Here is a 23,570-nt window from a genome sequence, read left to right as displayed (position 1 = left end):
CCGGCGGCGCTGCGCTTGTGCAGACAGGGCAAATGCCTGACCGGCTGGCGTCATGTGTTAGTCAATAAACGATCAACTGCCGCTATAACGTCATGACGTGCGTTGCGTAAATTACAAACAAAGTCTTTAGGATTTATTTTGTTATTGTTAAGGTTGGTTATCATTGGCGAATGAATCAGAAATGTTTCAAAATCGATATTTACGCCTGGAGCCAGATGGCTCTGCCATAACGGTGATTTATTATTTCTCGCGAGCGGCACAATGACGCGCGTGGCAAGATCATCATAACAATCATCCTGAATAAGCATATAATAGGGAAGCTTATCCCGGGTGGGCGCAGATGTATTTCGGAAAACATTAAATTGTCTCAGCATTAAAGCACCCTGAAAAACTCATCATCAGTAATGGTTCCATGTTTTTCGACAAACTCATTCATTGAGCGAATAAATGAACGATCCGCTTCTGATGGCTGACGCGGGTCAGCGGAGTCTGGTGCGGTGTTGCTCGACGGTTTTGTCGATTTGGTGCGTTGGGAGGGGGTGTGCTCTGCTGGGTATGTCATAGTATCTCCTTTGTTGGTGCGGTCATTATCAACCGCAGCCAACAAAAAACAATACCGTATCCCCTGGTAATCTACATTCTGCGAGGCGTATTCCAGTAATTTCAGAACCGCTCCTCCACATACCGGAACGGATATTTTGTGGGTTTGACTTTGCCGATTTTACGTTTCGGTAAATCCACTTTTTCGACGTGAATTTCTTTATAGGGAATTTGGGTGAGCAGGTGCGAAATAATATTCAGGCGCACGCGTTTTTTATCTTCTGAACGCGCTACAAACCACGGCGCCCAGGCGGTATCTGTCGCTTCAAACATGGCGTCGCGCGCGAGGGTATACTCGTCCCACAGGTTAAAGGATTTAATATCCATCGGCGACAGCTTCCAGATCTTACGCCCATCGTTAATACGGTCGCGCAGGCGGCGCTCCTGCTCTTTAGGCGTGACCTCCAGCCAGTACTTCAGCAGGATAATCCCGGCATCCACCATCGCTTTTTCCATCACCGGCGCACCATCAAGAAACTTCTCAACCTGCTCGGGGGTGCAGAATCCCATTACCCGCTCGACACCCGCGCGGTTGTACCAGCTTCGGTCGAAAATGACGATCTCCCCGGCGGCAGGCAGATGGGGAACATAACGCTGAAAATAGAGCTGGGTTTTCTCTTTCTCGGTGGGTGCAGGGAGGGCAACAACGCGAAACACGCGAGGGCTGACGCGCTCGGTGATCGCTTTAATGGTGCCGCCTTTACCCGCTCCGTCGCGTCCTTCAAAAACAATACACACTTTTAGCCCTTTGGCGACGACCCACTGCTGGAGCTTAACCAGTTCAACGTGGAGGCGACGTAGCTCTTGTTCATACTCTTTGGTCTTTAACGGAGCATTCTTTACGACATCAACAGCGACACTGGTTTTCTTTTTGCTTCCCATGATGGTCATCCTCAGATTGTCCGGCGCGGAAAAAAGCGAGGCCGCACTATGAAGTGTAATCCACCTGATATTATACGTATTGTTTTTAGGTAATTAATTTAGCAACACTTTTTCAAGCAGTTACTTAGGTATTAACGAAGGTGCTTAGCACCCGTTCCCCTTTTAGAACGTCACGGATGCGAAAAATCAGCACGTTTAATCCCACACGCTAAATGTGGTTAGCGTGATAATTTCGTTCTTATTTACTTAAAGGAACTAAGAATGAGTTGGAATAAAGAAGCTGCTGTTTCACACCTCCGATCACGCGCTCTCGGTCGTTCACATAACGAATGTGCAACGTTTACCAGGGAAGCAATAAAAGCAGGTGGCGTCAGGCTGGAGAGAACGCTAAACGCAAAAGATTACGGGCCATCATTACTGCGAGCGGGATTTCATGAAGTTCCGCCGGGTTCTACATTATTAAGTGGCGATGTTGCTGTCATTCAACCCTATCAGGGCGGAAACTCAAGCGGACATATGACAATGTATGACGGCACACAGTGGATTTCCGATTTCCGACAACACGGCATGTACCCTGGACCGGGGTATCGCGCGGCTCAACCGTCTTTCAAAATTTACAGGAAGAATTGATGCGAGCTGCAATGGTGTTGTTTGCGTGTCTGCTTTCCGCATGTACTGTTAAGCCCGATATCAGCGCTTCAGACCGCGTCCGAGCTTTCTACGCAGCATATCTACCGACCCTTACCAGTAGTGACAGAGAATTCCCACTATCGGAAATGAGCGAATATGTCTCTGCAGACACGCTCAAGAGACTGGACGATATAGAGTCGATACCCGAACAAGATTTACTTGGCTCTGATTACTTCGCTTACGCGCAGGATTATGACCCGTCGTGGATATCGGCGCTCACTGTCGGTACCTCGAAACCCCTTTTGGGTGGTGAGGTAATGCCAGTTTGGATTGGTAAGGAAAACGGCGGGAAGTTAGAACTGGAAGTTTTCGTTCGGCGTGAGGCTGATAAATGGAAGATATACAGGGTTCGTGATGTAAGCGATAACTATGAACATCCAATATTTAACTCGGGTGCAATAACTCGCGTGAAGTCTGCTGCTGAAAGCGGCCTGTAAAGAATAAACCTCACAAGCCCTGGCAGCTGCCGGGGCTTTTTATTGCGCGCGTACCAGGTGTACGGAGCGCGCCCGGTCGTGCTTTCGGCACATCCAGTTAAGGCCCACCATTAGCAATTTAAACAAGCAGATAGAGAGATGTCTCATGTAATAAAATAGCGGTGTATTAAATGTAAAAGGACGAGTTTTTCTTACGAATCCCCTCGTCCCTTTGCTTCAATTAAGCTTTACTTTGCTTCACTTGGGAAAAAACTGCTCCAACATTTTCGCTAGATCTGGCTTTCCTAACGAATTTAACTCGCTAAGTAAGTTATCGCGGCAATCTTGGGTGAGTTTTGTAGCAATCAAGCCAATAAGTAATTTGATTGCAGTAATTTCTCCGTTAACGTCGTCAAAGGTTTTAGTGCTTGTGTTTAGCTTAATATTCACATCATGATGCGGCATAAAAAAAATTCCTTATCAAGAGGTTATCAGCCATTCCTCTTTGCTGATTGCACCCATGTTGCTGCATGGGTGAGCTGAGGCTTGATGGTAACTAAGCACGCTAATAATAACCTTGATCATAATGCGGATTTTCAATGTAAGTGACCTTATAGTGCGTCCTACGGGACGCATTCATTAAGACCGCTGACAGGTTTTTTGCTTAACGAACAATCACGAGCAACCAATTTTCAATGCTGGCGCTATTACACGCGTTAAATCGGCGGCAGAAAGCGAACTGTAAAAGCTCAACCATAAATCCTTTGAAGCCCTGACACCAGTCGGGGCTTTTTGTTTGCCATTCCCGCCGCGTAGCAATGGGAGAAAACTCGTGAATTAATGGATTAACCTGCCAGCCATCGGATTTGAACTGGCTCACCATACAGGATTATTCAATAATGTCCGTCGCGTGTGATTAACCCGTGGTTGAAGTATGAAAAAGACAATTTTTTCGTTGGCGCTTGGCACATTTGGCCTGGGAATGGCCGAATTTGGCATTATGGGCGTGTTAACCGAGCTGGCACATGACACCGGTATTTCGATTCCCTCCGCCGGGAATATGATCTCGTTTTATGCGTTCGGCGTGGTGATTGGCGCCCCGATTGTGGCGCTGTTCTCAGGCAAGTTTTCGTTAAAGACCACGCTGCTGTTTCTGGTGGCGATGTCCGCTGTCGGCAATGCCCTGTTCACGTTTTCCACGTCCTATTTCTGGCTGGCGGTGGGGCGGCTGATTTCCGGCTTTCCGCACGGGGCTATTTTTGGCGTCGGGGCGATTATCCTGTCTAAAATTGCGCCTCCGGGTAAGGTGACGGTCGCGGTGGCTGGGATGATCGCCGGCATGACCGTGGCCAACCTGATGGGCGTTCCGCTGGGGACCTGGCTCGGTCATCAGTTCAGCTGGCGTTATACCTTTTTTCTGATTGCCGTGTTCGATGCGCTGGTGATCCTTTCGGTTCTGCTCTGGGTGCCGGACATCCGCGACACATCAGAAATCAAATTGACCGAGCAGTTCCACTTTCTGAAAAAACCAGAACCCTGGCTGATCTTTGCCGCCACCATGTTTGGCAACGCCGGGGTGTTCGCGTGGTTCAGCTTCGTTAAGCCGTTTATGGTCAACGTCTCCGGTTATTCAGAAGGGATGATGACGGCCATCATGATGCTGATGGGGCTTGGCATGGTGTTGGGCAATTTGTTGAGCGGTAAACTCTCGGGGCGTTTTAGCCCGCTGCGCATTGCGGCTACCACCGACATGGTGATTGTCGCCTCGCTGCTGCTGCTTTTCGCCTTTGGTGAACTGAAAACGGCCTCGCTGGTCATGGGCTTTATCTGCTGTGCCGGGCTGTTCGCGCTCTCTGCGCCGCTACAAATTCTGCTTCTGCAAAATGCGAAGGGCGGTGAGATGCTGGGGGCGGCAGGGGGACAGATGGCGTTTAATCTCGGCAGTGCGATTGGCGCGTACTTTGGCGGAATGACGATCGTCCTCGGCTTTAGCTGGCGTTACGTCACGCTGCCGGCGGCAATACTCTCTTTCTCGGCCATGAGTGCACTGCTGATCTACGGCCACCTGCGGGCCAGACGGGCTCAGGCTAACGCTCGCGCGCTAGCCTGACAGGTTTCAGGCAAGCCAGGGCTCACCCAGGGTTAGCATCAGGCGGTTGGCCCAGGCGAAGAACGCGGCGGACTGCACCAGATCGAGCTGCGCTAAGGTATCCAGCCCCTCTTTTTCCAGCGCGGCAAGGTGCAGCGGCGTGGCGGCAGGCGGCGTGACCGACAGCGCCGCCGCAAAATCGATTTCCGCCTGCCAGCGTGCGGATTGCCCCTCGCTCAGGGACCGCCCCGGCCGCACGGCCAGCAGGGCCTCTACCGCCGCGTCATCCTTTGACAGCTGGCTGGCTTTACGCGCATGGACAGATGCGCAGTAAATGCAGCCGTTGATTTTACTGGCGACCGTTGCGGCCAGCTCGCGCTCGGCGCGCGGTAATCCCCCCGATGTATAAAAAATGCCTTTATCCGTTAACGTGCGCTGTTCAAGCACCGGCAGGTTGCGCGCCAGCAGGCGGAAGTACTCGGAATCGGTATGGCCAAATTTCGCCAGGATGGCAACCTCATCGTCACTGAAATCCGCCAGCGGTTTGGCCGCTATCCACGGTTCCCATCCCAGCTCCTGCTGGGTGAACGCGACGGGGGCCGCCTTTCCGGTGACCGTTGTTGCGGTCGTGTGCCAGACGCCTGCCGCCACCGGCGCATCGCTTTTGGCGACGGGCCTGTCATTCAGCAGCCGCAGCCCGGTGATGAGTCGGCTCTGGAAGCTCACAAACGCAATAAGCTGCGCCAGGGTAACAATGCCTTCCTTGCTCCATCCCGCCTGGGTCAGCGCCCTTAACGCTGCGGGCGTCGCTTCGACGGGGGAGAACGTCAGCAGCCGCGCGAAATTCAGCGCCGGCGTCAGGCGTTCTGAGGTGGGATCGGCCAGGCCAAACCCCGCATAGTGCGCGGCCAGCGCCTCCGCGCTGTGCCATCTGGCGACTTTTGCCGCCACGGCGAAGCGCTCGTCGAGTGCAAAATCAGCATTCTGCTGGCTAAAGAGAATTTCGTAGCTGCCCTGCGCGTGGCGCGTGGCGGCATCACGCGTGGCGCGCGCCTCTGCCAGAGGGGAACCGGGTTTAATTTCCGCCAGCTCGGCGAGAATGTCGTGACTTAATGACATAGGTGTCTCCTCAAAGGATGTGGGGGGCAATATGTTCGGCGATCAGTTCGATAGAGCGCAGCGTGTCGCGATGGATGGGCTCGACCGAATGGACCTGGAATGAGATGTCCGTGGCGCGCCGGAGAACGGAATCGGCCTGCAGCGAACGCAGCACCGTCTCGGGCGAACCGATGTGGGCGTCGAACTGGCGACGAAAATCTGTGACGGTGTCACCTTTAACCGCGTGTCCGGCAGCGCGATGCTGCTGTGCCTGTTTCGTGAGGCCCGGCGTCGCAACCTTCAGCGCATAGTCATCGCTGTCGGCGACGAACGCGGTACGTGAGGCAAGAATGCGCGGTGCGATGCCCGCAGGCAGCGCCTCAAGGTAGGCATCCACAATCGGGTTCTGGATCTCGTCGAGCGTTAAATCCAGCCGGTCTGCCGGGCGCGGCTGCGTGCGGGAGAGCATTAAACCGTGTCCGGCCCGGGCGGCGCGAACGGCTCCGTCAACAGAGAAGGTGGCAATCCAGATACGGTCGGCAAGCTGTGGCGCAGGCGGGTAAAGGTGGTTATCCGGATGGGTAAGCGAATCCCCGCGCCAGGCGCTCTGGATCACATGCAAATGGTCAGCAAAGGCCGCGCCGCGCTCCTCGAACGTCAGGCCGAACGGCAGAAATGAGGTCGGTGTGCCGCCCGAACCAAAACCGACCTCAAGACGGCCATCGGCGAGTAAATCGAGCACGGCGGCATCTTCCGCGACGCGCAGCGGGTTTTCCATCGGCAGGGTGATGATGGCCGTGCCCAGACGGATGGTTTCGGTATGCGCGGCTACGTGCGCCAGAAACAATAGCGGCGACGGCAGGCCGCCTTCACTTTCGTGGAAGTGGTGCTGGGCAATCCAGGCGCTGTCAAAACCGTGGCGTTCGGCGTGGCGGATCTGTTCAGTTGCCAGACGATAGCGCTCCTTCGGCGCAGCGTCGTCAAGCAGGCGGGTGAAAAATCCCAGGCGTTTTCGCGTCATGCGAACTCCTCCGTAGCGGGTGAAAAATGGGGAATGGCGTCAATCAGCTCGCGGGTATAGTCGTTCTGCGGCGACGCGAATAAGGTTCCGACGTCGCCCTGTTCGACCACCTGCCCGCCGCGCAGCACCGTGACGCTGTGGGCGATCCGGCGGACGGTTGACAGATCGTGCGTGATAAAGAGGTAGGTCAGTCCCAGCTGCTGCTGCAGCTGCTGAAGCAGAGCCAGGATCTGCGCCTGCACGGTGACGTCCAGCGCGGAGGTGGCTTCGTCCAGCACAAGAATGGTCGGCTCCAGGATCAGCGCCCGGGCGATGGCAACGCGCTGGCGCTGTCCGCCCGAAAGCTCCCGGGCGGTGCGGGTCAGGAGTTCGACGGGCAGGGCAACCCGCTGCGCCACGGTCTCCACCCGGAGCTTTCGCTCCGCCTTACCGAGGCGAGAAAAGTTCTTCAGGGGCTCTTCGATGATGTCAAACAGCGTCTGACGCGGATCGAGAGAGGCAAACGGGTTCTGGTAGACAAACTGGATCTTCTGGCGCAGCTGACGGCGGGCCTCGCGGCTGAGTGCGGTGGCATCAATATCATCAATGATGACCTGTCCGCTGTCGGCCTGTTCAAAACCCAGCAAAATACGGGCGAGGGTGGTTTTCCCGGAGCCGGATTCACCGACCAGCGCATGCGTGCTGCCGCGCCTGACGTCAAACGTCACCCGATCCAGCGCCTGAAGCTGATGACCTTTGCCCAGGGAGAATTGCTTGCTGATGGCGTGGGCGCGAATGGCCGGGGACGCGAGCGGGCGACCGGCTACCGGGGCGATGGTCAGGCGCTGGCCCTGGAGATCGCTCAACAGCTGGCGGGTATAGGCGTGCTGCGGCGTGCGGACGATATCGCCGGTGTTCCCCTGTTCCTGAACCTCGCCATCGCGAAACACCAGCAGCCTGTCCGCGCGCTGTGCGGCCAGCGCCAGATCGTGGGTGACAAACAGAACGGCGGTACCCGATTCCTGGCGCAGGATATCCAGCAGATCGAGAATACGTTTTTGCACCGTCACGTCCAGCGCGCTGGTGGGCTCATCGGCAATGATGACGTCCGGACGCAGCGCTATCGCGATGGCAATCAACACGCGCTGTTTCATTCCGCCGGAGAGCTGGTGCGGATACTGCTTCATGCGCTGTTCGGGGTGGCTCAGGCCGACCTTTGTCAGCAGGGCAAGCACCAGCTCGTCGCGTTGGGCGCGAGTTACCTTCTGGTGCAGCTGAATAATTTCCCCGACCTGACCACCGATCGTCTTCACCGGGTTGAGCGAATTGCCCGGATCCTGCGGTACCAGGCTAATTCGCGCGCCGCGAAGGGTATCGAGACGCTTCGCGGACCATCGGCTAATCTCCTCGCCGTTGAGCGAGATTTTTCCCGCATCGCGCCGGGCGTTATCGGCCAGCAGGCCAATGATCGCCTGCGCCGTGGTCGTCTTGCCGGATCCGGATTCGCCGACGAACGCCAGCATTTCCCCTCGTCCGAGCGTGAAGCTGACGTTATGCACCACCTCTCGCCACTGGCGAGCGGTACGGTAGCTAATCGTCAAATTTTCCACTGAGAGAACGGTCATTAGCGACCTCCGCTGAACTGTTGGCTGATACGGTTGGTGGCCAGCACCACGGCGATGACGACGACGCCGGGGAAGGTGGTGAGCCACCAGGCGGTAGAGAGATAGTTACGGCCTTCGGCAATCAGTAAGCCCCATTCCGGCACCGGCGGCGGGGTGCCGTAGCCGAGAAAGCTCAGCGTGGAGAGCGCCAGGATGGCCTGACCAAACTGCAGCGTGGCAAAGGCGAGGACGGCGGTTAACGCGTTGGGCAGGATGTGTCGCCACAGCACGGCGAAAAACGTCCCGCCGCTGCCAAACGCCGCTTCGACGTAATCCGTATGGCGGATGCGCACCACTTCACCGCGCGCGAGGCGGGCGAAGCTGGCAATGGAGGCCACGCCGACGGCAATGGCGGCGTTAACGGTGCCAAACCCGAGCAGAATAATAACCGTCAGCGAGAGCAGCAGAGACGGAATGGACAACAGCACGTCGACGAATCGCATCAGGAAAGACTCGACGCGTCCGGCGAACGCTCCGGCGATGACCCCCAGACCTGTGCCGACCACCAGCCCCATTGTGACGGCAGCCAGCGCCGCGCTCAGGGAGTGTGACGCGCCATAAACGATACGCGTATAAACATCGCGGCCAAGCTGATCTGTTCCAAGCCAGTGACCCGCCTGCGGTGCCAGGCGCTGTGCCCCGGCGATGCCCTCAATCGGGCTGTAGTGGGTTAACAGGCCGGGCGCTACGGCGGCAAAAGCGGCGAGAATAATCACCCCCCATGCCAGCCACAGTCCCGGCTGCCATTCCACTCCCTGCCAGGCAGGAACGCGTTTTCGCGCGGCGGCCGCGTAATCGACCAGGCTCATGAAGCACCTCCGGTAACGGTTTGCAGACGGGGATCCAGCAGCGGCATCAGCAGATCCACCAGCAGATTGATCAGGACAAAACCGAGGGCGGAAATCATGACCACCGCCTGAAGCACGGCGATATCCTGATTATTCACCGCCTGCTGGGTCAGCTGCCCGAGCCCGCTGCGGCCAAAAACGGTTTCGGTGATCAGCGCCCCGGCAATCAGCTCGCCCAGCAGCAGCCCGGCAATGTTCAGGACAGGCAGCAGGGCGTTGCCGGTCACGTGACGCCACAGGACGGCGGTTTCACTCAGCCCTTTGGCACGGGCGACGGCGACAAACGGCTGCGTCGCCACCTGGTCCAGACTGCGCATCAGAATTTGCGCCAACGGGGCGGAGATCGGGATCGCAACGGTCACGATCGGCAGGATCAGCCCCTGCAGCGGCGTCGGGTTAATCACCGGGATCAGCCGCAGCTGAAAAGAAAAAAGCTGGATGAGGGCAATCCCCAGCCAGAACGTCGGTAAGGAGATAAACAGGACCGGCAGAGACTGAAGGGTATTGCTCAACCAGCGCAGACCCGGCAGACGCGATGCAAAGGCCAGCGCAAAGGCCAGCAGGACCGCGAGTACAAACGCGGGCAGGGCGAGGCTCAGGGTATCCGGCAGATTGCTGGCAATCAGCTCGCTGACCGGCACGCCGGCCTGTAGCGAATAGCCGAAATCCCCGCGCAGCATCGCCAGCAGCGTGTGGCCGTATTGCTGCCACAGCGGGCTGTCCGCGCCGTAGGCCACGCGCATCTCCTCGATTTGCGCCGGGCTTAAGCCCAGGTCCGGGTTCTGAAATTTAATCAGCACCGCGTCGCCCGGCAGCACCTGGAGCAACACGAACGAGAGGGTAAAGGCGGCCCACAGTACCAGCAGCCCGTGCCCAAAGCGTTGAAGAAGTGCGTGGCGCATCGTCAGCTCCTCAGTGTTTCTCAATCCACGCGCCGTAGAACGACGGGCGGCCTACCGCTTCAAAATTGACGCCTTTCAGCCACGGCGCACCGGCAAAGACCTGCGGCTCCTCGAAAATCGGAATGACGTAGGCGTTATCCAGAAGGTAGCGCTGCGCGTCTCCCGTCAGCTGCAGGCGTTTTTGCGGGTCGACCTCAGCCGAAATGTTCACCAGCAGTTCATTCAGCCTGTCGTCACGGAAGTTTTTGACCTTGTCGCTGGATCCGCCTTTTTGCAGCAGCGCGTCGCGGTTAGCCGGGTAGAACATGCTTTTCACCACGTCAGGATCGGCGCGGCCTACTTCGGAGACGGTTAACGGGGTTTTCAGCGGGTCAAGGTTATCCAGCGTGCGGCTGCCTGCGTCACCGGCTTTGACGCTCAGCGCCACGCCCACCTGGCGCCACTGCTGGGCAACCAGCTGCAGCACCTCTTTATTTTGCGGCTGCGGCAGGGATTCATACACCGTCAGCGCCAGCCGCTGGCCGTCTTTGGCGCGGATCCCGTCGCTGCCCGCTTTCCAGCCCGCCTCGTCCAGCAGCCGGTTGGCTTTAGCCGGGTCAAAGGTCAATTTGTCGCTGAGATCGACAAAGCCGGCGGCGGAATCGGCAATCACCGACTTCGCCTGCGGATAGTTGGCCGAGAAGAGCGTCTCGACCACCTGTTTTGCATTGGTGGCATGCAGCAGCGCCTGGCGGACGCGAATATCAGAGACCAGCGGGTTATCCGGGCGGAAGCTAATACTGTCGTTCACCCCGCGGGTCGGGGCGGCGTAGATTTTATAGCCCCGATCGGTCGCCTGCTTTTCGTCATACGCCTGTACCTGGCGAATAAAGTCGGCCTGACCCGCCAGCAGAGCGCCGACGCGCACGCTGTCTTCCTGGGTCACGATAAACTTGATGCCGTCCAGATTGGCCGGCCCCTGCTGCGCCAGGTTTTTCGGCCCCCACTGGTAGTCTTTACGCGCTTCCAGCGTCACTTCGCGACCCAGCTTCTCGTCTTTCACCACAAACGGGCCCGAGCCAATGATATGCCGGGCGTCACCCAGCTCTTCAAAGTTGCGCTTCAGCGTGCTGAGCGAAACCAGGCCCGAGCCAATCGTGGCGGTGCCCTGCAGGAACCCCGGCGACGGTTTTTTGAAGTAGAACTTCACGGTCAGCGGGTCGATGACTTCGCTGCGATCGTAGTTATTGATCACTTCTGACACCGGAAGACGCTGCGCTTTGTTGCCTAAGCCGTAGGTATCAAAGTTCTTCGCTACGGCGTTGGCGTCCAGCGGCGTGCCGTCGGAGAAGGTGATGCCGGGACGCAGCTTAAAGGTGTATTCGGTTTTATCGGCGTTGGTGGTCCAGCTTTCGGCTACCCAGGGCTCCACCTGTAACGTTTTCGGGTTCTGCCACGTCAGTTTGTCGGTGATCTGGTTCAGAATGCCGCCGTTCGGGTAGAAGCCGCCGGCAGGCGGGTAAAGGTTGGTATGCGCCTGTTGCTCCAGATAAATCAGCGTTCCGCCTTTGACGGGCGCATCTGCTGCCCACGCTGCGGTGGTCGTCAGAATCAGCGCCGTCAGCAGCGGCAGACGAAATGGGGTTTGCATGGTGAATTCCTTTGTTATCTTCTTGTTAGCGTCGGATTCATCATCGGGCGCGGGGGAAAACAAGGGAACAAAGGAATTAAGATAAGGATTGCCGGAAAATGGCTATAAAAAAACCGCCCCTGTCAGGAGCGGTAATTGAACGGTGGGTGATTATGAACGCAGGTCAATCACCATACGGCCACGGATCTGGCCCTGTTCCATCTCTTTAAAGATGGCGTTGATGTCCTCGATAGGACGCATCGTGACTTTCGGCACGACCTTGCCTTCAGCGGCGAACTGGAACGCTTCCTGCAGATCCTGACGGGTGCCAACCAGCGAACCCACCACCTGAATACCGTCCAGCACCAGGCGCGGAATATCCAGGCTCATCGCTTCCGGCGGCAGGCCAACCGCGACCACGCGGCCACCGGCACGTACGGCATCTACCGCCGAGTTGAAGGCGGCTTTTGCGACGGCAGTGACGACTGCAGCATGCGCGCCGCCGGTTTTCTCCTGCACAATTTTAGCGGCATCTTCGCTGCGGGAGTTGATGGTGAGATCCGCACCCATGCTGGCCGCCAGCTTCAGCTGTTCGTCGTTAACGTCAAGGGCGATGACTTTGGCGTTAAAGACGTTTTTGGCGTACTGCAGCGCGAGGTTGCCCAGACCGCCCAGACCGTAAATCGCAATCCACTGGCCTGGTTTGATTTCGGACACCTTCACCGCTTTGTAGGTGGTGACCCCGGCGCAGGTGATGCTGCTGGCCGCCGCCGAATCCAGACCGTCTGGCACTTTTACCGCGTAATCCGCGGTGACGATGCACTCTTCCGCCATGCCGCCGTCAACGGAGTAACCGGCGTTTTTCACGTCACGGCACAGGGTTTCGTTGCCGGTATTACAGTATTCACAGTGGCCACAGCCTTCAAAAAACCAGGCCACGCTTGCGCGGTCGCCGACTTTCAGCGACTTCACGCCGGGGCCGACTTCTTTTACGATACCAATCCCTTCGTGGCCCAGGATAACCCCGGTTTTATCGCCAAAATCACCGTTCTTTACGTGGAGGTCGGTATGGCATACGCCACAGCACTCCATCTTCAGCAGGGCTTCTCCGTGCTTTAGCGGGCGTAAGGTTTTTTCGGTGATATTGACCTGATGATCCTGAGTGACAACAGCAGCCTTCATGTGTATCTCCTTGTTCATGATGAGTATCTGCATAGCAGGTGTAATACCCCTCAAGGATTAGTGGTTTGGCGCTGTAATGCAAGGCAACGGCAACATAATGTCATTATTTAATCCATTTTCAGAATAAGAATACGGCGTTCCTCTAATAATTTAGGGGGAAAATACTGGCCCGACGAGAGACTCGCCGGGCGCAGACTTACAGTTGTGCCTCTATCTCCTCAATCTCTTTACGCCATTGCGCCTGCAGCTGCGGCTTTTGATGCTTCGGCTTACGCGCCAGATCGTCTTCCAGCAGCGCTTCCAGCGCGACCAGCCGTTCGAGCAGATCGTCATACGGCGAGGGTTGAACCGTCGCCGCGTCGATGGCGGGCGCGGTGGATGTCGCCAGCCCCGCGCTTTCACGCAGGCGCTCAAACACCGCTTCTGCATCGTGCCACTCGCTCAGCTTTCCCTCTTCAATCAGCCAGAAACGGTTGCAGCTTTGGCTAATTAACTGACGGTCGTGGCTGACCAGCAGAACGCCGCCTTCAAACTGCTGGAGGGTTTGCGCCAGCGCCTCTTTGCCTTCCATGTCGAGGTGGTTGGTCGGCTCATCCAGCATCAGCAGGCTATAGCGGGCAAGCGTCAGGCCAACGAACAGCAGGCGCGAGCGTTCGCCGCCGCTGAGCGTGCTGACCGTTTGCCCGTGACGTGCCCACGGGAAACCCGCGCTTATCAGCGCCATTTTGCGGTTCTGCGGATCCGGTGCGAAAGGCTCCAGCGCGTCGAGCAGCGTGGCGTCATCCGGCAGCTGATTCAGCGTTTGATCGTAATAGCCTGGCGAGACGCGCGGATGGATTTTCAACCCGCTGTCTGCGGACTCATCAGCAAACTGTTGCCAGATAAGCCTCATCAGCGACGATTTGCCGCAGCCGTTACGACCGACAATCGCCACGCGATCGCCGCTTTTTAGCCGCGCCATTTCGATGTTAAACAGCGGCGGTAGCCCGGGCGCAGGCGGGACGCTGAGGTTTTCCATCTCCAGCAAACGGTCGGCCCGCAGCGCGTCGCCGCGCAGGGTTAACGTCCACGGGCTGCCTGCCGTGAGCGCCGTCTGGCTCTCCTTCAGCCGTTCGACCTGTTTTTCCATCTGTTTGGCTTTGCGGGCAAGATCTTCGTTGTCGTAAACCTTGCCCCAGGTCGCCAGCCGCTTCGCGCTGGCGGTTACGCGGTCGATCTCCTTTTGCTCCGCCTTGTGGCGCTGCGCGTCGCTTTCATCCTTTGCTTCTAGCGCCTTGCGGGCGTCCGTGCAGGGAAGGGCGAAGTAGTGCAGCGTTTTATCGCGCAGGATCCAGCTGCCGTTAGTGACGGCATCCAGCAGCTGTCGGTCGTGCGAGACCAGCACGAAGCTGCCTGACCAGTTCTGCAGAAAGTGTTCCAGCCAGAGCATGGTCGGCAAATCAAGGTGGTTGCTGGGTTCATCGAGCAGGAGCAGATCCGGCTCATGAATCAGCGCCCGCGCCAGCAGCAGGCGGGTGTGCTGCCCGCCGCTCAGCGTGGCGGATTGCAGCGCCATATCCTGCGGCGTGAAGCCCATGCCTGCCAGCAGCGTTTCGGCTTTCCAGCGCAGGCTATCGCGCTCGGCTAAAGGCAGCTGTGCGAGTACGGCATCCAGCATGGTAAGCGGGAAAATGGCGTCCGGGAGATGTTGCTCCACGCGCGCCATCAGGCAGTGCCCGGCCAGCGCGACCGTTCCGGCGGCGGGGGAGTCAGTGCCGTCCAGCACCTTCAGCAGCGTGCTTTTGCCGCAGCCGTTGTCGCCCAGCAGGCCAATGCGGTCGCCTTTTTTCAGCGTAAAGGAGAGTGAGTCGAAGAGCGTGCCAAACGCCGTATCAACGCGTAAAGATTGTGCAGTGAGTAAAGTGCTCATTGTTGCTTACCCAAGAGTTACAGGCATGTTTATGCCTCGTCAAACATCGCTGACGATAACTCAGTAAGCCCGAGAGAAGGGATTTCAGGGGTTGGTGTCTTCGCTCAAGCAGAAGTTATCGCAGCACGATACCGATAACGCTTGAGCTGGTGCGATCACCAAATGTATGTGAAACATTGAAAATTTCACGATACAGCATAATTGGCCTCCTTATATGTTATGAGTTTGTAGGTGACTATCACTATACAACGTTTTCCTGCATATACCAAACAGAGGGGCAGCAGTGCTGCCCAGAATTATTTTTTCCGTATAAGAACATACAGGGCTAGTGTGAGAACTGACGCAATGAATGCGGAAACACCTAAAAAAAGGTACAGAACGAAATCCATGATCAATTCGTCGCCATATATTTTAAAATGCTCCGCAAAAGAGTACTGCGCTTCCGGTGGAATAACTTTATATAGTGTGAGTAGTGAAAGAAACACTGCCGTACACCATAGCAGTGCCAGTAGTATCACCTTCATTAATAAACCTGCACAACGCCATGAGCAATCATATAGTTTCCCAGTTGTTGCCCTCCCGTTCGTAGCAAGGCTGATGCCAGAACCTTAAAATCGCCCTGACTGTAAAGCGTGATACATCCCTTACTTAATCCAGATGGTCCGATAGGGTGCAATCTGAATTCTCCTCGCCTTATACCGTTCACAAAAGTCTCATCATTTATCAATCCGTCATCGCGATATAAAGCAAACCACTCGCTCCGATTGGAACCCGTGAAAAATGCATTTACACTGTCCTTTGTTTGAGTATACCAACCACCTAATCCACGTAATAGTATGTAATATCGGCCCGGAGGGAGAGGGCCTATGTCGGGTAGAGACGCGCTTTCGGGACGATTTGTTGCATTGCCATTCCCCGAAAATGCTGGGAAAAAACCCACTCCGGGCACAGACAGTGTTGCGTACTTACCGCCGTTGAGGTGGAAATAGCATTGCAGGAGATTCATGAACGGTCATTCCATGAATCAGCGAAGATGATGTTACCGTCACAATGCCGCCACGTGATTTTCTCATAACGTAGGGAAATATTTTCAAGATGGTTATGTTTTTCCATCGCTGGATTTTTTACGTCATGCATTACCGGGCATATTGAGACAACTTTAACGTTCTCCAGGTACATGTTGAAGTATTCGACTTCCTGACCCGCGTCGTCGATCTTGTACCACTTAAACTCGGCACTTTTCAGCGTTTGGCCTTTTGCCACGGCCTTGTATAAGTAAGGGCTAGAACTGTCAAACTCCTTTTCAAATACCAGCGCACTATGAACGCGCGTACCCGTTATTTTTCCTGTCATGTTATCTGTTGGCAGATGCAGCCCATGACCGAACCCTAATATCTCGATACTTCCCTCGCGATCTTGTACATCAACAGCGCCTTTGATATCTGCGCCGCCGTCATCTTTAAGCCAAAGGTAAGCCGGAATTGCCATTTCAAAACTCCTTTTTCAATTAATGAATTTAGTGATGCGGAACGTTACTCAACCTTTAAAAGAAACTGTTTATTAGGCAAAAAATGTTATGCAAAATATTTATATTTCAATGAGATATGAATTATTGTCGGAGTATTGATTTTTTAAATAAAGGTCAGGGGAATACTGTAGAAGCGGCAAAGAGAATAAAGGGAGGAGGGTGTTGACATTCCCTCTCCCTTTTGAGGAGAGGAAACGGTCGTAGCGGATTAAATCGAGGTACGACGATAGCTGCGGTATTCAGGCTTCCAGAAGTTGTCGTCGATGGCCTGCTGCAGCGCGTCGGCAGAGGTTTTCACCGCCACGCCCTGCTGCTGCGCCATTTTACCTACCGCAAACGCGATAGCGCGCGACACCTTGTGAATGTCTTTCAGCTCCGGCAGCACCAGCCCTTCACCGTTGGTGACCAGCGGCGAGTAGCCCGCGAGGGTTTCGCTCGCCGACATCAGCATCTCATCGGTAATGCGGGACGCGCCGGAAGCGATCACGCCCAGCCCAATACCCGGGAAGATGTATGAGTTGTTGCACTGGGCGATCGGATAGGTTTTATCCTTCCACACCACCGGGTCGAACGGGCTGCCGGTCGCGACCAGCGCGTTACCTTCGGTCCAGGCGATGATGTCCTGCGGCGTCGCTTCCACGCGGGAGGTCGGGTTGGAAAGCGGCATCACGATAGGGCGCTCGCAGTGCTTGTGCATCTCGCGAATGATCTCTTCGGTGAAGAGGCCGGTTTGCCCGGAAACGCCGATCAGAATATCTGGCTTCACGTTGCGCACCACGTCCAGCAGGGAAAGGACTTCGTTGTCGGTATCCCAGTTTTTCAGGTTATCGCGCTTCTGCACCAGCTTGTTCTGGAACGGCAGCAGGTTCGGCATAGCGTCGGTCAGCAGGCCGAAACGGTCAACCATAAAGACGCGGGAGCGGGCCAGCTCTTCGCTTAAGCCTTCGCGCTGCGTCTGGGCGATGATCTGCTCGGCGATGCCACAGCCCGCAGAGCCTGCGCCCAGGAAGACGATTTTCTGGTAGCTCAGCTGGCTGCCGGCTGCGCGGCTGGCGGCGATAAGCGTACCTACGGTCACGGCTGCGGTGCCCTGGATGTCGTCGTTAAAGGAGCAGATTTCATCGCGATAGCGGTTCAGCAGCGGCATCGCGTTTTTCTGCGCGAAGTCTTCAAACTGCAGCAGAACGTCCGGCCAGCGGTGTTTCACGGCCTGGATGAAGTCGTCGACAAACTGATAATACTCGTCGTCGGTAATGCGCGGATGGCGCCAGCCCATATAGAGCGGATCGTTGAGCAACTGCTGGTTGTTGGTCCCGACGTCCAGCACCACCGGCAGGGTATACGCCGGGCTGATGCCGCCGCAGGCGGTGTAGAGAGAGAGTTTACCGATTGGGATCCCCATCCCGCCAATGCCCTGGTCGCCGAGGCCGAGAATACGTTCGCCGTCGGTCACCACAATCACTTTGATATTGTGGTTCGGCACGTTCTGCAGAATATCGTCCATGTTGTGGCGGTTCTGATAGGAGATGAATACCCCGCGTGAACGACGGTAGATCTCTGAGAAACGCTCGCAGGCCGCACCCACCGTCGGGGTGTAGATCACCGGCATCATCTCTTCGAGATGGTTCTGCACCAGGCGATAGAAGAGGGTTTCATTGGTGTCCTGAATGTTGCGCAGGTAGATGTGCTTGTCGATTTCGGTTTTGAAACCCTGATACTGGATCCACGCGCGCTCCGCCTGTTCTTCAATGGTTTCAACCACTTCGGGCAGTAAACCCAGCAGGTTAAAGCTGCTGCGCTCTTCCATGCTGAAGGCGCTGCCTTTGTTGAGCAGGGGGAATTCGAGTAAAACCGGTCCGGCGTATGGGATGTATAAGGAACGATGTTTTTTCAGTTTGTTGTCCATGTCACTCACTCTTTTTATGAAGATCCGTCCCTGACACTGCTGTTTGTCATCTTTCTGGCCTGTGCGATGGGGTGCGGTCAGGCGGTATTATAAAGGAGCTAAATATTAATTACCGCAACACATAAACAAAAACACCATCGGGATTACCGATGGTGTTCTGGATCTCAGTCTGGAACTTACTTGCCGGCGTGGCGTTTTCTGCCGGTGGCGTGCGTGACCTGCGTTTCGTGGTCGCCTTCAATCACCACTTTACGCTGATTTGAAAGCTTGTAGTTCAGTCCCAGAATATGGCGTGCCTGACGGTTCGATTTCATGTTAACTCCTCAATCCTGTTGATAGTTTTAAGGACCAGTTTGCTTACGCAAACGAAATGTAACCCCTTAGGTTGCAGATCCAGCTTAGCAGGTTTTTACAAGGGTGCGTTTTGCCCGCTGACGACGTAGTTAATAGTCTGCTGGTAGATGTCACTGAGGATGTCATTATCCGTGGATTCCACCCATTTGGTCAGTTCCATCAAAATGTCATCTTCAGTCACAGCACCGTGCTCGGCGTGAAGACCCTGCGCAATCGCGTTAACGAGTTCAGGTTGTGCTGCTGCGGTATTAGCCGGGTAATAAGTAAACATGCTGCCTCCGTGTCGTTGTCTGTTTAATGGTACGGCTCGCAAAAAATTTAATTCATAAACAGAATGGCAAATATTTTCCCGGTTGTGGTTCAGATTCATCTTAGAAATAAAAATGACATAAGTGCATGCTTTTATGCACTTTTAAAAGGTGTGGCTATATCGACGGGTAACGGCGGGGATATTTTGGCGGGGCTCCTGCTATCGCGGAAATATAGCAGGAGCCGTTTTTAAATTACCACTTCATTTCGCCAGTATTCACTTTGGCGCTTAATTCCAGCGAGCTTTCATCCGCCAGGCCCGGATACTGTTTTTTCAGGGTATTGATAACGCCTGCGGAATCTTTATGCGCGGCTAAAGCCTTTTCAAAGCGCTGCAGATAGTCGCGGGTAAACTCAATCGCGCCAGTGCCCGCTGGTGGGGTGCCCAGATAGTGGCCCGGGATTACGCGCTCAGGTTTATGCGCGGCCATATTCTCCAGCGTTTCCTGCCACTGCTTGCGGCTTTCCGGCGTCTGGGTGTCTGCCGTCCAGACGTGAATACCCCAGGCTACCCCGGTGCCGCCGAGGATCGTTTTTGCTGACGGGATCCACACATAGGCCGCGTAGCTGTCTGGCTGCTCGATATCGACCTTTTCCCCGTCAACCATGAACGTGGTGGAGGCAAGCACCTGCGGGACAACCAGCTCCGTTGGTGCGCCGTCCTTCATCTGCGGCCCCCAGAAGGCGAGCTTGGCATCTTTGGTGGCTTTAATATGGTCAACCACATGCTGCGTGGCCACCACTTTGGCATTCGGGAAGGCTTTGACCAGCGGCTGCAGGCCAAAATAGAAATCCGGATCGCCGGAGGTGATCACAATCTTATTCAGGGTTTTACCGCTGCGGCGGATTTTTTCTACCAGCGCTTCGCCATCCTTCACGCTGAACTGCGCGTCAAACAGCACCGCCTCTTTCGGGCCGGAAACCAGCGTGGAGGAGACCGGGAAAATGCCTTTTTCCTGCGGGTTATAGGTATCAATGGTTAACGGCGCGGCAAAAATCGCCGGCGTGAAAAGGGTGGAAAGCAGGGCAAGGTGAGTGAATTTCATGCTGTTGTCTCAGTTGTTCAGGAATGTGTCTATTGTACGGATATTCGCATTTGCCAGAATTCCTGAAACAAGACATGCTTAGTTTCATAAATCGAGCAAATGGAGCTTTTATGGATCGCGTTATCGCCGCTCAGGTCTACAACCGGATATGCGAGCTGGGCAGTTTGAGCGCGGCGGCCCGCGCGTTGGGCATTTCCCGACCGATGGTGAGCCGCTATCTTGAACAAATGGAGAAGTGGGCGGGAACGCGGCTGGTAAACCGCTCCACGCGCAAGCTGACGCTGACCGCGGCAGGGGAAAAGGTGCTGCAAAAAACGCGGACGCTCTCGCAGATTTCGCAGGAAATCGAGGGCCAGTCGGAGAAAGATCTGCCGTCCGGAACGCTGCGGGTGGCCTGCGCCCATTTTACCGCCATGCACCTGATTGCGCCGGTCCTGCCCGGTCTGCTCTTGCGCTACCCGCAGCTGCGCATCGAGCTGGACGTGAATAACCACCCGGTCAGCCTGGTGGGAGAGCGCATTGACGTCGCCGTGCGCATTACCGACAACCCCGAACCCGGCATGATTGCCCGCCGGCTGGGGGAGTGTCGCTCGGTGCTTTGCGCCTCGCCGGAGTACCTGGCACAGCACGGTATCCCCGTCAGCCCTGAAGAATTAGCGCAGCATAACTGTCTGCACTACAGCTTTTTCGCCGGGCAGTCCTGGCACTTTCTGACGCCGGAAGGGGAAAGCCTGAGCGTGGCCGTCAGCGGCAACCTGAGCGCCAGCATCTCTTCGCTGTTGATGGACGCAGCGATCAAGCACTGCGGTATCGCCATGCTGCCGGAGCGCGAAGCGTCTGCCGCGCTGGAACAGGGATTGCTGGTGCCGGTGCTGGAGGCGCTTGAGCCGAAAGCGCTTGCTATCCATGGCATTTATCAGTCCCGGGAATACCAGCCTGCCGCGCTGCGCGTGTTCCTTGACGAACTGTCGCGCTACCTGGCATAAGAAGGGATTACTTCGCCTTTAGCCAGGGAGACGTCGTGCTCCAGAAAATAATATCGGCACCGAGATAACTTTCGCCGAAGCGGACAAATTCCGCTTTGGTGAACGGTTTTCCGGTCTGAGGATCCTTATAGGTCAGGGTCGGCTCCTGAACCGCCATGGCGATGAGCGGCAGCGTCTGTTTATTTTTATGGAAGAAGGGATAGGCATTCTTCATGTGTGCCTTGCGGTTGGGAACAATGTCCGGCCCACCCAGGCCGATGTTGTTGGCGCTGGCATACGCAAACAGACGCCCCATGTAGTTGTGGTCGTTATCCCATTCGCACGGCCAGAAGTTCACGTACTGCACCACGTGTGATTTCTGAAAAGCCTTTCGCGCAAAGGCCAGGTTTTCCATTTCACCCGCGAAATAGCCGTCGCAGGTAAACCCGACGGGCGGATTTTTTTCGTCGAGATCAATGGCGGTTTCAGGCAGGTTTACCCCATACACCTCGCCATCAAAGCGTTTCGCGAGGGCGGCCAGCAGTGCCTGGTAGCGCTGGCGCACGGCGGGATCCCACTGACGTGCCACCCATCCTGAACCGACCGGCTTGCCTTCGCCGGGATTATCGAACTGCGGCGCAATCCCGCCACCGTACTGCGTGTCGTGCATCAGATAGTCCGGAACGTAGCGGGCGTCCGGCTCAAAGAAACGATCCTGGATTTGAATAAAGAGTTTTTTTCCGGCGGCCTTAACGCGCGCCAGATCCTGCTCAATCCGCGAGAAGTCATAGCTGTCCTTCTCGGGTTCCAGCAGGCGCCAGTTGTAAACGATCTGCACGCCGCCGATATCGCTTCGCGCAACGAGCGGAAACGCCGCGTCGAGATCGCCGGAGCTGGTATAGATAAAATTCTCCGGCGTTTTTGCCAGTGAAGAGAGCGACAGAGCCAGCGTGGTGACGGCAACGGCCATCCTGATTTTTAGCGCCATAGTATTATCCTTTTTGTCGGTACAGCAGGCGAAAGTCCTGGAATTGTCTGTGTTCCAGGGAGGGGCAGATGCGTAGTCTATACTTAACCCTTTGTAAGCCAAAAGGAGAGCAAGAATGACTATTCATAAGCACGGTTCGGCACACTGGTCTGGCGACATTAAGCGCGGAAAAGGAACGGTTTCCACCGAGAGCGGCGTTCTCAATCAGCAGCCTTATGGTTTCAATACCCGCTTTGAGGGTGAAAAGGGGACTAACCCCGAAGAGCTGATTGGCGCGGCACATGCGGCCTGCTTCTCAATGGCGCTGTCGCTGATGCTCGGGGAAGCGGGCTATACCGCCGATTCCATTGATACCACCGCGGACGTCTCTCTGGATAAAACCGACGGCGGCTTTGCCATCACTAAGGTTGCCCTGAAAAGCAAGGTGACCGTTCCCGGCATCGCCCCACAGCAGTTCGACGGCATTATTCAGAAAGCAAAAGCGGGCTGTCCGGTCTCGCAGCTCCTGAAAGCTGAGATTACGCTGGACTATAAGCTTAACTAAGCCCCAGCCGGGTTCGCGCCCGGCTACCCCTTCAGCGCGGCGGGGAACACCTCCGCCAGCCAGGCGATAAAAACCTTCAGCCTGTGCGTCAAATGCCGGTTCTGCGGGTAAACCACATGAAACGGATAGGCGGCAGGGCGCCAGTCGCCCAGGATCGCCGCCAGCGTTCCCGCCTGCAAATACGCCTTTGCCGAATACTCAAAGGTTTGAACGATCCCCAGCCCCGCCGCGGCAGCCGCCAGATGGGCATTACTTTCATTGACGCCGAGATAGTGCGGAATGTTGATTTCCAGCGCCTCGCCGTTCTGCCGGAAGCGAAACGGAAACGGCCGTCCGGTGACGGGCGAGAGATAGCTAATCAGCTTGTGGCCGTTGCGCAGCTCCTGCGGATAGGCCGGAACGCCGTGATTTTTCAGATAACCCGGCGTCGCGCAGGTGACCATTTCGGCGTTACCGAGATGACGGGCGATGAGGGTCGAGTCGTCCAGCGGCCCGCCGCGGATCACGCAGTCTACGTTACCGCTGATGAGATCGACCGGCCGGTCGGCCACGCCAAGGTCGATGCGGATCTCCGGGTAGCGCTGCATAAATTCCGGAAGCAGGGGGATGAGCACGTCCCGGGCGGTGGATCCTCCCACGTCAACCCGCAAATGCCCTTTTGGCGTCGCGCGGGAAACGCGAAACGAGGTGTCGATATCTTCGATATCTATCAAGACCCTGAGCGCTTTTTCATAGTATTCCGTCCCTTCAGGCGTCGCGACCACCCGGCGAGTGGTGCGGTGCAGAAGGCGTATCTCCAGGTGCGACTCTAGCGATTTAACCAGCTTGCTCAGCGTGGCGATCGGCATATTCAGCGAGTCCGCCGCGCGGGTAAAGCTGCCGGATTCCACGACCCGCGTAAAGGCGCGCATCGCCATGAGCTGGTCCATGATGACCTCTGATTATTTCTGTATGTGAATAGTCATTTTCATTTTTGCCCATTTTTCACTAATGCCGCAAGGGCTAAAGTTTGTTCAACGCGAGCGAAAGCGCGCACCGCAA

At 56.1% G+C, this 23,570-nt stretch carries 25 protein-coding genes; 5 read left to right on the top strand and 20 right to left on the bottom strand.

The genetic code is table 11. The features are described 5' to 3' along the window. Positions 1-50 precede the first annotated feature (50 nt). From ACZ6J2_RS02895 to ppk2, 3 genes are all read right to left on the bottom strand, one after another. Positions 51-374, bottom strand: coding sequence for a CcdB family protein (locus ACZ6J2_RS02895; RefSeq protein ID WP_471724737.1), 324 nt, complete (start codon positions 372-374; stop codon positions 51-53). Continuing rightward, on the bottom strand, positions 374-562 hold the full coding sequence (locus ACZ6J2_RS02890) for a hypothetical protein (protein WP_471724736.1): 189 nt from the start codon (positions 560-562) through the stop codon (positions 374-376). Before ACZ6J2_RS02890 ends, ACZ6J2_RS02895 begins: the two co-directional genes overlap by 1 nt. Positions 563-663: 101 nt before the next feature. After that, positions 664-1,482, bottom strand: a complete 819-nt coding sequence (gene ppk2, locus ACZ6J2_RS02885; protein ID WP_033145639.1) for a polyphosphate kinase 2 — start codon at positions 1,480-1,482, stop codon at positions 664-666. Positions 1,483-1,743: 261 nt separating this feature from the next. Here ppk2 and ACZ6J2_RS02880 point away from each other — a divergent pair, with 261 nt between their 5' ends. Together ACZ6J2_RS02880 and ACZ6J2_RS02875 are read left to right on the top strand one after the other, a co-directional pair. Beyond that, complete coding sequence (locus tag ACZ6J2_RS02880; RefSeq protein ID WP_072210780.1) at positions 1,744-2,112, top strand: hypothetical protein; 369 nt, start codon at positions 1,744-1,746, stop codon at positions 2,110-2,112. After that, the gene (locus tag ACZ6J2_RS02875) at positions 2,112-2,609 is read left to right on the top strand and encodes a YqhG/Tai3 family protein (protein ID WP_058840966.1); all 498 of its coding nucleotides are present in this window, start codon (positions 2,112-2,114) and stop codon (positions 2,607-2,609) included. The genes ACZ6J2_RS02880 and ACZ6J2_RS02875 overlap by 1 nt, the downstream gene beginning before the upstream one ends. Positions 2,610-2,846: 237 nt before the next feature. Here the strand turns inward: ACZ6J2_RS02875 and ACZ6J2_RS02870 are convergent, their stop codons facing one another. Then, on the bottom strand, positions 2,847-3,053 hold the full coding sequence (locus tag ACZ6J2_RS02870) for a hypothetical protein (protein WP_048981268.1): 207 nt from the start codon (positions 3,051-3,053) through the stop codon (positions 2,847-2,849). A 469-nt stretch (positions 3,054-3,522) separates the two neighbouring features. Between ACZ6J2_RS02870 and araJ the strand changes: the two genes are divergently transcribed. Next, positions 3,523-4,698, top strand: coding sequence for an MFS transporter AraJ (gene araJ, locus ACZ6J2_RS02865; RefSeq protein WP_087822639.1), 1,176 nt, complete (start codon positions 3,523-3,525; stop codon positions 4,696-4,698). Positions 4,699-4,704: 6 nt separating this feature from the next. On the opposite strand, the gene ACZ6J2_RS02860 is transcribed toward araJ, so the two are convergent. From ACZ6J2_RS02860 to ACZ6J2_RS02795, 14 genes are all read right to left on the bottom strand, one after another. After that, the gene (locus ACZ6J2_RS02860; RefSeq protein WP_471724735.1) at positions 4,705-5,796 is read right to left on the bottom strand and encodes an alkylhydroperoxidase domain protein; all 1,092 of its coding nucleotides are present in this window, start codon (positions 5,794-5,796) and stop codon (positions 4,705-4,707) included. Between the two features lie 10 nt (positions 5,797-5,806). Beyond that, entirely contained in the window at positions 5,807-6,796 is a 990-nt protein-coding gene (locus ACZ6J2_RS02855) for a putative FMN-dependent luciferase-like monooxygenase (RefSeq protein WP_471724734.1), read from the bottom strand. Beyond that, positions 6,793-8,400: a dipeptide ABC transporter ATP-binding protein gene (locus ACZ6J2_RS02850; protein WP_471724733.1), complete on the bottom strand. Its 1,608-nt coding sequence runs from the start codon at positions 8,398-8,400 to the stop codon at positions 6,793-6,795. The genes ACZ6J2_RS02855 and ACZ6J2_RS02850 overlap by 4 nt, the downstream gene beginning before the upstream one ends. Continuing rightward, positions 8,400-9,248 carry an ABC transporter permease gene (locus tag ACZ6J2_RS02845; protein ID WP_471724732.1) on the bottom strand — a complete coding sequence of 283 codons (849 nt, stop codon included), beginning with the start codon at positions 9,246-9,248 and terminating at the stop codon, positions 8,400-8,402. Before ACZ6J2_RS02845 ends, ACZ6J2_RS02850 begins: the two co-directional genes overlap by 1 nt. Then, positions 9,245-10,189, bottom strand: coding sequence for an ABC transporter permease (locus ACZ6J2_RS02840; protein ID WP_024909556.1), 945 nt, complete (start codon positions 10,187-10,189; stop codon positions 9,245-9,247). Before ACZ6J2_RS02840 ends, ACZ6J2_RS02845 begins: the two co-directional genes overlap by 4 nt. Before the next feature lie 10 nt (positions 10,190-10,199). Next, complete coding sequence (locus ACZ6J2_RS02835; RefSeq protein WP_471724731.1) at positions 10,200-11,819, bottom strand: TIGR04028 family ABC transporter substrate-binding protein; 1,620 nt, start codon at positions 11,817-11,819, stop codon at positions 10,200-10,202. A gap of 150 nt (positions 11,820-11,969) precedes the next feature. Then, on the bottom strand, positions 11,970-12,980 hold the full coding sequence (gene adhP, locus ACZ6J2_RS02830) for an alcohol dehydrogenase AdhP (protein ID WP_471724730.1): 1,011 nt from the start codon (positions 12,978-12,980) through the stop codon (positions 11,970-11,972). Positions 12,981-13,176: 196 nt separating this feature from the next. Next, the gene (locus ACZ6J2_RS02825) at positions 13,177-14,889 is read right to left on the bottom strand and encodes an ABC-F family ATP-binding cassette domain-containing protein (RefSeq protein ID WP_471724729.1); all 1,713 of its coding nucleotides are present in this window, start codon (positions 14,887-14,889) and stop codon (positions 13,177-13,179) included. Positions 14,890-15,412: 523 nt separating this feature from the next. Further along, entirely contained in the window at positions 15,413-15,895 is a 483-nt protein-coding gene (locus tag ACZ6J2_RS02820) for a DUF2778 domain-containing protein (protein ID WP_471724728.1), read from the bottom strand. Then, a complete protein-coding gene (locus ACZ6J2_RS02815; protein ID WP_471724727.1) occupies positions 15,892-16,377 on the bottom strand; it encodes an Hcp family type VI secretion system effector in 486 nt (161 codons plus the stop codon). The genes ACZ6J2_RS02820 and ACZ6J2_RS02815 overlap by 4 nt, the downstream gene beginning before the upstream one ends. Before the next feature lie 248 nt (positions 16,378-16,625). Next, positions 16,626-18,323 (bottom strand): NAD-dependent malic enzyme, encoded by a 1,698-nt coding sequence (locus ACZ6J2_RS02810; protein WP_471724726.1) that lies wholly within the window; start codon positions 18,321-18,323, stop codon positions 16,626-16,628. Positions 18,324-18,499: 176 nt separating this feature from the next. After that, a complete protein-coding gene (sra, locus tag ACZ6J2_RS02805; protein WP_008501714.1) occupies positions 18,500-18,637 on the bottom strand; it encodes a stationary-phase-induced ribosome-associated protein in 138 nt (45 codons plus the stop codon). Positions 18,638-18,732: 95 nt separating this feature from the next. Then, positions 18,733-18,948, bottom strand: coding sequence for a biofilm-dependent modulation protein (gene bdm / locus ACZ6J2_RS02800; RefSeq protein WP_013096534.1), 216 nt, complete (start codon positions 18,946-18,948; stop codon positions 18,733-18,735). 232 nt (positions 18,949-19,180) lie between these two features. Further along, complete coding sequence (locus ACZ6J2_RS02795) at positions 19,181-20,032, bottom strand: Vmh family MBL fold metallo-hydrolase (RefSeq protein ID WP_471724724.1); 852 nt, start codon at positions 20,030-20,032, stop codon at positions 19,181-19,183. Between the two features lie 110 nt (positions 20,033-20,142). On the opposite strand from ACZ6J2_RS02795, the gene ACZ6J2_RS02790 reads away from it, so the two are divergent. Beyond that, complete coding sequence (locus tag ACZ6J2_RS02790; RefSeq protein ID WP_471724723.1) at positions 20,143-21,018, top strand: LysR family transcriptional regulator; 876 nt, start codon at positions 20,143-20,145, stop codon at positions 21,016-21,018. A gap of 7 nt (positions 21,019-21,025) precedes the next feature. Here ACZ6J2_RS02790 and ACZ6J2_RS02785 read toward each other — a convergent pair whose 3' ends face one another. Next, positions 21,026-21,985, bottom strand: a complete 960-nt coding sequence (locus ACZ6J2_RS02785) for a hypothetical protein (RefSeq protein WP_447753479.1) — start codon at positions 21,983-21,985, stop codon at positions 21,026-21,028. Between the two features lie 115 nt (positions 21,986-22,100). Between ACZ6J2_RS02785 and ACZ6J2_RS02780 the strand changes: the two genes are divergently transcribed. Then, positions 22,101-22,529 (top strand): OsmC family protein, encoded by a 429-nt coding sequence (locus tag ACZ6J2_RS02780; RefSeq protein WP_023311893.1) that lies wholly within the window; start codon positions 22,101-22,103, stop codon positions 22,527-22,529. A gap of 23 nt (positions 22,530-22,552) precedes the next feature. On the opposite strand, the gene ACZ6J2_RS02775 is transcribed toward ACZ6J2_RS02780, so the two are convergent. Then, entirely contained in the window at positions 22,553-23,458 is a 906-nt protein-coding gene (locus ACZ6J2_RS02775; protein WP_471724722.1) for a LysR family transcriptional regulator, read from the bottom strand. Positions 23,459-23,570 lie beyond the last annotated feature (112 nt).

This window comes from Enterobacter sp. E14S (genome assembly GCF_055666685.1).
The sequence above is the reverse complement of the archived record's forward strand: the minus strand, read 5'-3'. Positions and strand labels throughout refer to the sequence as shown.